Raw genomic sequence first — 6,531 nt, forward strand, 5'->3', positions numbered from 1 at the left:
TTGTGGCTTTGAACCCCCTCGAAGCATTATTTCCTCTAAGTTGAGCAATTACAATCTTTCTTCTGAATAGAATCGAATCGTAGAGGTAATTCATGAATTGTCTCTACGATTCTATTGGTTATACCAAGTCTTACGCCATTGCTTCATTTCGTCAATTTCTGCCTGTTGCGAACTGAGGATATTTTTTGCCAAGTTTTGCATTTCAGGACGTTTCGTTTTAGTTTGTGCCTCTTTTGCCATCAACAATGCGCCCTCATGGTGGGGAATCATGGCATTCATAAAACGCAGATCGAATTCAGCATTCGCACTTCCTAAATCCATATCCATCATCATGACCTGCTTATACTCTGAGGTCATCGGCATCATTTTATTTATCTTGCTATCCCACATCATCGCCTGTTCGCTAAGGTTGGGATACCACTGCTTTCGCCACTGCTGCAATTGAGCGATTTCTTTCTCTTGGGCTTGAATAATTGCTTCCGCTAGCTTTTTGACTTCGGGACGATTTGATTTTTGCAGAACCACCTTTGCCATCTCGATCGCACCTTGATGATGGGGAATCATGGCATCAATAAAGCGCAAGTCATACTCAGCATCAGCAGTTCCCATCTCCATAGACATCCCCCCATGATTCATATGTCCCATCTGTGCGACATCTTGTTTTGGCGGTGGCGTTGTTGCTGACACTGAGGGGGCAATGCTACTAGCTGGGGTAGGGTTGGGCTTTACCTCAGAGCAAGAGGTTAGAGAGCCAATGGTAAAAGGCGCGATCGCGAACAGTAAAGCAAAGACTGACCATTTTTTGACGATAAAAGGCATAAAGAAGCTAGGAATGATGTAGCTTGAGTATTTCACAGAAAGATAAAATCAGGATGAAATCACCCAAGGATTCGTTTAATCAACTTCCGCAGTTCCACAGCTTCCTTGTAGTCAGGTTGTGCTTTCAGAACTTGCTCGACCGCTGAGAGGGATTCGCGGTAGCGCCCAGCACGGTATAGAGTAGCTGCCAAGGCATATTGGGTATCCGCCCTTGAAATCCCTCCCCAAAGGGTATTCGCCTTTAAAGAGCGCGAATAGGCATCGATCGCTTCTTTATTTTTATTTTGGTTATAGAAAATCACGCCACGATTGTGCCAGACTTCCGCAAAGCCCCCTGATATGTCGATCGCTTTCTGGTAGGCTTGTAGCGCTTCTCCATTCCGTTTGGCTTTCATCAGTGCATTCCCTTTCTTATACCAAGCTGGATAGTCATAGGGCTCAATGACAGTAACTCGATCGTAGGCAGCGATCGCTTCGGGATAGCGCTTGAGTGCCATCAATGCATCGGCTTTCCCATCCCAAGCACTGGCGTAGTTTGGCTTTGTGGCAATCACCAAATCGAACTGGGTTAGCGCTTTGTTATATTCACTGCGATCGAGCGATCGAATGCCATCAATGTAATTTTCATAGAGGTTCTCACTGACATTGTTCTCAAAAAACTCGATCTGAGGGTTATTGAGCCGAACTTGTTTACCTCGTTCAAAGGCTTTAATCGCCTCTTTGTAGCGCCCCAGTCTTGACTTTGCCTCAGCTTCACCATAGTAAACCACATAGTCTTGCAGGTTGAGTAAATGCAAAGACTTGATGACATAGGGAGTATTGGGTGAGAGCAAAACCGAACGACGATAGGCAAAGCGCGCTTCGTCATAGCGTTTCAATCGGAACAGGGTCAGACCTCGAAAAAACCAAACAAATCCATAATCAGACTTGATTTGCAAAGACTTATCTAGAGAAGCGAGTGCTTCGTCATTGCGATTGAGATCGACCAGTGCGGTGGCTCGGTTGAACCACCAGAGATAGTAGTCCTTGGGTTGGACGAGAGGTTGCACGCGATCGACAAACCTAGCACCGGGTTTAATGCGCACGGCTTGGTCATAGGAAGCGAGGGCTTCCTCAAATCTTTTCAGACCTGCTAATGCCAGCCCGTGATTGTTCCATAATTCTGGATCTTCGCGACCGCGAGGATCTTGCAGGGCAATCTCAAAGCAGTCGAGGGCTTCCTGAAAGCTTTCTTTTTTCAAGAAAACACTGCCGCGCAGTTTGTAATTCCCAGGGTGTACCGTAGCCGAGCCAATATCACAGGTTTGAGCATAGGCAAATTGAGGCGAGAAGATTCCCGAAAATTCTAAGGTGAAGCCTGACAGAATCAAGCAATAGATCAACGACCGAAACGCAAAAGTGTTCCAAGATTTGACCTCTCCCCAACCCCTCTCCTGCGAGGAGAGGGGTTTAAAAGCCGTTTCACGTCGATTTAGGATTTTCTTAGGAATCTGCATAACAAGTAATTTGACCATAGGGATGAAGCAGGAAAATTATCTTTGCGGAGCTTTGAAGACACTTTATTGAGCTACGCGAGGTGGTGGCGGGGCTGGGGCTGAATAGGTTTCTGGGTAGGATCTTTCTGGAGGTGAAGGTTGATAATAAGAGGGTGGCTCCTGTACGGATGGAATTGGATCTTGCGGGATTGGAGCTTGAAAGGGAACAACCTCTGGTTCTAAGGGTACGGCAGGGGGTGGAGCAACTTGAATGGGAGACAAGGGAGGGGCAATAGAACTAGCCAGCCTTTGCTTCGCGATCTCGGCAATTTTACTGCCACGCTTCTGCCAGTAGGGAGTGGATGAAATGCCCTTTATAGTATCGATCGCCACCTGCCAATTACCCTCATTCACTGCCTTTTCCGCTTTTTCGATCAGTGCTCCATTTTTCTTGGCATCTTGCTGCCACTGAGATAGGAGTTTATCTGCTTTCGGGCGAATGCGACTATTGGATGGCACTGCTAGCAGCATTGTCTTAACTTCCGTCAGGTTTCCCGTATTCTTGTATTTATCTTGGGCTAGGGCGAGCAGTTTATCCATTTTCTTCTCAGCCTTTTCTATTTCATCGATATATATGCGGGTTCTCTCCAACGTGGATATGGATATTGGTACGATCGCATTGATAGGCAGTAAGTCTTTGCTAGGAGTAGCAGTAGAGAATTTGGACTGGATCAAACAGTAACCACCGACTAAAGCAACCGCAGGCACTCCAAGTCCTAAAAGTATTACCAGTAAGATGCGTGTTTTGGCTTTGGTGTTGGCTGTAAATTTACCTTTAGCGGATTTTTTCTTTTTATAGCCTGTTAAATCGGGAATGGTCTGATGATTTTTGTCTGGCTCTTGGCTCTTGCCTAAATCCCTGCGATCGCTTTCTAAATTGAACGTTTCTTCAAGATCTAAGATGAGTTCTTCTCGTAAATCTTCCGCTGATATTTTGGGTGGTAAGGGGGGTAAGGGTGGAATAAACTCATTATGAATCGTAGGGGGAGAAGCAATCGCAGGAGTAGCGATCGTCAATGGAGATGTCGCCATAATGGGCTGTAACGATTGCAGCATTCGCCCCGCATTCACATAGCGAAAGGTAGGGGCAGCAAACAGCGCAATATGAAGAATTTGGGCAAAGCGATCGCTGGCAGTACAACGATCGCGCCAATTCCATGTGTCATTAGGGGCTTTGAGCGACTCAGGTGGCAAGCCTGTTAATAGGACGATCGCGACAACACCCAGCGCATAGATATCTGCGGCAAGGGTGGCTTGTCCTGTTTGCAAAATTTCTGGTGCGAGATAACTGCGATGATTCGTCCCAGTTCCATCTAGTAAAACCGTCTGTTTCTGGTCGCGATCGTAGACCACTGTGTCTAGGGAAATCGAACCATGAACTTGGTTGCGATCGTGCAGGCTTGCCAGTTGAGCCAGCACTTGACATAAAATCTCTTGTACTTCCGCTTCAGAAAACCCCTTTCCCTGCTTTTTTGCCAGCAGCGATCGATAGGTTGAATAGTGCGGAAGATTTTGCATAGGTTCTCAACGTAAATGTTGCAAACATGAATATGTTTGGTTCGATTGAAACAAATCCACATTTTATATTTTTACATTTATTGTGAGAAAGTTTCAAAGAGTATGTTTGAGTTGTAGGGGCAATTCATGAATTGCCCCTACAACAAAGATGAACAAAGACGAGAAATCATTCTTTTGAGTGAAGCGCCAATCGAACGGTGAACGTACTGCCTTTATCGACTTCGCTTTTGACCTGAATGCTACCTTGATGCGCGATCGCGATCGCTTGGGCAATGGCAAGTCCCAAACCCGATCCTCCTGTAGAACGAGAGCGATCACCGCCGATGCGATAAAACCGTTCAAAAATTCTGGGCAGATCGGCTTCAGCAATACCAATCCCCGTGTCCTGTACTTGGATCGTATCGCGGTTTTCAAGCCAATACGGACAGAATTTACAGTGAATGGAAGTACTGAGATCCCTGTCTCTTTGAGCTTTTCATGCATTTGAATGGTGTCCACATAATTATGAAAACCGCGATAATTCTGTCATGCCAAAGGGTTTAACCAGATAGTCATCCGCGCCTGCATCCAGACCTGCAACGCGATCCTCAATGCGATCTCTCGCTGTAAGCATCAACACAGGCAAAGGATTTTTATGTTCGCGCAGCCGTTTGCTCACCTCTAGTCCCGAGAGATGAGGTAACATCCAGTCAAGAATCGCTACGCTATAATTTGCCCCCTGCGAATCCAGATAATTCCATGATTCTCTTCCATCCTACACCCAATCGACGATATATTTTTCTTATTTGAGACTGCGCTGAATCGCTTTCCCTAAGTCAATTTTATCTTCGACCAGTAAAATTCTCATGGCGACTAATCTTATTTGTAGAATCCATCATCGCTTGTGGATCTGATTTTGACACAGAAACAACTTGCCGATCGCGTTGGTACTAAACAATCGGCGATCGCTCTTGCTTGAGGATGCTTATTATGATAGGCATTCGCTGTCAATGTCGCAGAAAATTGCTGGCGCTCTCAATCAAAAGGTTGAAATTAAGTTTGCAGCGATCGAGCTTGAGATGAGTTTGGTGTAGTCGTTGTTTTAGTTTTCAGGAAATTAAGGGCGATCGTATGTCAAGATTATAAAATTTCAGGCTATACTTAGGCTATACATTTTTGTCAAAATAATCATCAAAAGTTATGTTAGTCAAGGTTCAGAAATGGGGTAATAGTCAGGGAATTAGGCTCAGTAAAGAGGTTTTGGCTGAGGCTAATATTTTAGTTGGTGATGCGCTAGAGATTATCACGACGAAAGAGCAGATTGTGATTAAGCCTGTTCGTAAAATTCGAGGTAAGTACGATCTCAAGGATCTAGTTACTCAAATTCCCTCTAACTATAAAGCTCAAGAAGAGGATTGGGGATCGCCTATAGGTTTGGAAGTTTGGTAAATGGCTAGTTACATTCCCCAAAAGGGAGATCTGATTATCCTCACGTTCGATCCGCAGTCTGGACATGAGCAGAAGGGAAGACGACCTGCTTTAGTAGTGAGTAATACTCTGTTCAATCAGCATACGGGTTTGGCGATTGTCTGTCCAATTACAAATACGAAGCGTGATTTTCCTTTTCATGTGGCGATCGCAGGCAGTAAAAAGCTAACTGGTTATGTGATGGTGGAACAGGTGAAATCTATTGATTACAAGTCAAGAAAGGTAAAGTTGATAGAGGCTGCTTCGGATGAGCTTTTGGCTGAGGTTTTGAGTATTTTGGATGCTTGTATTTATTGAAGCGATCCCACTTATAATAGGCTTACATGTTAATAAATAACGGTAGTTCGTATGGGCGTTTTCTGGGAAAGCTTTGCTGAAATTGCAAGTCAAGAACCTGAGAGTATTAAGCTACTTATTGAGGCAATATCTAAAGAAAAGTTTAAGCATCATGACTATGCAGATACAACCCTAGAAACAACTAGATGTTATAAGTTAACAGTTAAGGGTAATTCAGTTTTCTTTACTTCTTCAGGATACGGATGTTTTGGGAATAACTTTGAAGATGATGGATCTGCTCAGCTATTTGAGAAGCTTTTTGAAAGATATACTGGCGCACTAATAGCTTTTGAGCATGTGCATCCTTGTCAAAATCAAGGTTATCACTTTAATTCGCTATGGTCTAAGCCAGAAGGAGGTGTTGATTGGGATGATGAAGAAACATTTTTTATAACTAGAAGAATGGTTTGCGAAGGAAGTGAGATAGATGAAGGAAATTTTGATAATGCAGATTGTTGGTACACTTCCTTAGAACTACTGGAAGATCAAAAAAAGGATGCGCCACATCTTTATAATCTTATTCAAAAGGCTAAAAAAGAGGGATTTGAAGCATGGGGACAGGGAACAATTGGTGATGTCGATGACGTAGAAAACTTTATTTCTACTGATATCCTTTATGAAATTATCGAACAATATTGTATCGATGATGAGAGTGATAACGTCTTAAATGATCAGCTTTTTCTTATTACAGATTGGATTCAGTATCCAGATGATATCGATGCCGAATTTGAAATACCAGAAAACTTTCCAGAGCTTCAACTTAATTTACTAAAGCGGGAGGATATTTGATCAAGATTGAAGTAAGGGCATCTCTAAAAATACAAACAAGAGTAGGAAGGGATTTGAGGAAAATGAG

The 6,531-nt window shown here is 43.8% G+C and carries 7 protein-coding genes and 2 pseudogenes; 4 read left to right on the forward strand and 5 right to left on the reverse strand.

Features of this window, described 5'->3' with window-relative positions:
- Positions 1-111 precede the first annotated feature (111 nt).
- From V2H45_RS24440 to V2H45_RS24460, 5 genes and pseudogenes are all read right to left on the reverse strand, one after another.
- Positions 112-819, reverse strand: coding sequence for a DUF305 domain-containing protein (locus V2H45_RS24440; RefSeq protein ID WP_408648910.1), 708 nt, complete (start codon positions 817-819; stop codon positions 112-114).
- A gap of 59 nt (positions 820-878) precedes the next feature.
- Positions 879-2,333 carry a tetratricopeptide repeat protein gene (locus tag V2H45_RS24445; protein ID WP_330486308.1) on the reverse strand — a complete coding sequence of 485 codons (1,455 nt, stop codon included), beginning with the start codon at positions 2,331-2,333 and terminating at the stop codon, positions 879-881.
- Between the two features lie 45 nt (positions 2,334-2,378).
- A complete protein-coding gene (locus V2H45_RS24450) occupies positions 2,379-3,872 on the reverse strand; it encodes a serine/threonine-protein kinase (protein WP_330486309.1) in 1,494 nt (497 codons plus the stop codon).
- Positions 3,873-4,038: 166 nt separating this feature from the next.
- A pseudogene (locus V2H45_RS24455) lies at positions 4,039-4,284 on the reverse strand (ATP-binding protein); the annotation flags it as partial.
- A 105-nt stretch (positions 4,285-4,389) separates the two neighbouring features.
- Positions 4,390-4,719 (reverse strand): annotated as a pseudogene (locus V2H45_RS24460) (response regulator); the annotation flags it as partial.
- Between the two features lie 76 nt (positions 4,720-4,795).
- On the opposite strand from V2H45_RS24460, the gene V2H45_RS24465 reads away from it, so the two are divergent.
- The 4 genes from V2H45_RS24465 (at position 4,796) to V2H45_RS24480 (ending at position 6,464) form a co-directional block, all read left to right on the forward strand.
- Positions 4,796-4,945, forward strand: coding sequence for a hypothetical protein (locus V2H45_RS24465; protein ID WP_330486310.1), 150 nt, complete (start codon positions 4,796-4,798; stop codon positions 4,943-4,945).
- A gap of 106 nt (positions 4,946-5,051) precedes the next feature.
- Complete coding sequence (locus V2H45_RS24470; protein ID WP_330486311.1) at positions 5,052-5,300, forward strand: AbrB/MazE/SpoVT family DNA-binding domain-containing protein; 249 nt, start codon at positions 5,052-5,054, stop codon at positions 5,298-5,300.
- The gene (locus tag V2H45_RS24475; RefSeq protein ID WP_330486312.1) at positions 5,301-5,636 is read left to right on the forward strand and encodes a type II toxin-antitoxin system PemK/MazF family toxin; all 336 of its coding nucleotides are present in this window, start codon (positions 5,301-5,303) and stop codon (positions 5,634-5,636) included.
- 51 nt (positions 5,637-5,687) lie between these two features.
- Entirely contained in the window at positions 5,688-6,464 is a 777-nt protein-coding gene (locus V2H45_RS24480; protein WP_330486313.1) for a hypothetical protein, read from the forward strand.
- The last annotated feature ends 67 nt before the right edge of the window (positions 6,465-6,531 follow it).

The organism is Tumidithrix elongata BACA0141 (assembly GCF_036349135.1).
In the GTDB taxonomy this organism is placed as follows: Bacteria; Cyanobacteriota; Cyanobacteriia; order Pseudanabaenales; family Pseudanabaenaceae; genus Tumidithrix; species Tumidithrix elongata.

Bases quoted from the DNA above. Each gene is read 5' to 3' on its own strand.
- V2H45_RS24440 (WP_408648910.1), bottom strand. From the start codon at position 819: ATGCCTTTTATCGTCAAAAAATGGTCAGTCTTTGCTTTACTGTTCGCG.
- V2H45_RS24445 (WP_330486308.1), bottom strand. From the start codon at position 2,333: ATGGTCAAATTACTTGTTATGCAGATTCCTAAGAAAATCCTAAATCGA.
- V2H45_RS24450 (WP_330486309.1), bottom strand. From the start codon at position 3,872: ATGCAAAATCTTCCGCACTATTCAACCTATCGATCGCTGCTGGCAAAA.
- V2H45_RS24470 (WP_330486311.1), top strand. From the start codon at position 5,052: ATGTTAGTCAAGGTTCAGAAATGGGGTAATAGTCAGGGAATTAGGCTC.
- V2H45_RS24475 (WP_330486312.1), top strand. From the start codon at position 5,301: ATGGCTAGTTACATTCCCCAAAAGGGAGATCTGATTATCCTCACGTTC.
- V2H45_RS24480 (WP_330486313.1), top strand. From the start codon at position 5,688: ATGGGCGTTTTCTGGGAAAGCTTTGCTGAAATTGCAAGTCAAGAACCT.